1 protein-coding gene is annotated in these 904 nt (G+C 35.4%); it reads left to right on the forward strand.

Features of this window, described 5'->3' with window-relative positions; genetic code table 11:
- Positions 1 to 189: 189 nt before the first annotated feature.
- The gene (locus PBF_RS24760) at positions 190 to 549 is read left to right on the forward strand and encodes a hypothetical protein (protein WP_035333684.1); all 360 of its coding nucleotides are present in this window, start codon (positions 190 to 192) and stop codon (positions 547 to 549) included.
- Positions 550 to 904: the final 355 nt, after the last annotated feature.

Consider the following 904-nt stretch of genomic DNA (forward strand, 5'->3'; position numbering starts at 1 on the left):
GAATTGCGCTAAAGTGGTCAACTTTTATTTTAGCGTTTACATAATCCAAGAATCTTAGGTTTTTTTCCCTTAGATGTAATAGGAGATCCGAGTGCTACAAAAGAAAATTATGCTAAATTAAAGTCTTTGGTTCCAGGAGCAAAACTCATCCCTGTCTTTCAGGTTTCTGATTCATTAGAGTCCTTGGAAATGCTAGTAGAGGAAGAACATGAGGTAATTGCACTCGGTGGGTTAATTCCTTTAATGAAGAAAGGGTTGAACCACTGTAGAGCTACTTTGGATCGAATATTTAATTTATATTCTGAGGCGAATTTCCATTTCCTTGGGGGAGCCAATGAACTTCTGCTTGAATACCCGTTCTTTTCAAGTGACAGTACCGCTTTTCTTAACAGCAGAAGGAATCCTTCACAGCGTAAATTGTATTTGCCGACCGGAGAAAGGGCGGAGGCTCCGGAATCGTTAAATACAAGAGATATAATAAAACAAAATTTAAAATTTTTGATTGAACTTGAAGAAATAAAGCGTGTAGATTTATTCAGTTTCGCTTAGTAAATTAATTTGAATAAACGCCCGGGCTTTCTAATAACGGGTTCGGTTTTCAAGTGCAAAAACTTAATTCGCACACAAATTAGCATCCCAATTCGAAACTGAATTGGGATGCATCTTTTTGTTAATATATCAAGGTTTTATATAAATTCGGAGGTATAATAGCACTCGAATTCGCACCCCTTTTAGCTGGGTGACAGAAGTTTATGTCAACGTGTTAATACGTATGCTAATTGTTGGGCGAATTATTGTTCTGAAAATGATAAGTAGGATTTTGGATAATTATGTTAAAATCATGGGAGAGCTTATTCAACTAAACCAGCTAATAGTTTGTCAATATTTTTCAATAAAAACTTAA

The sequence above is a fragment of the Cytobacillus firmus DS1 genome (genome assembly GCF_000565285.1).
Taxonomy (GTDB): Bacteria; Bacillota; Bacilli; order Bacillales; family Cytobacillaceae; genus Cytobacillus; species Cytobacillus firmus_A.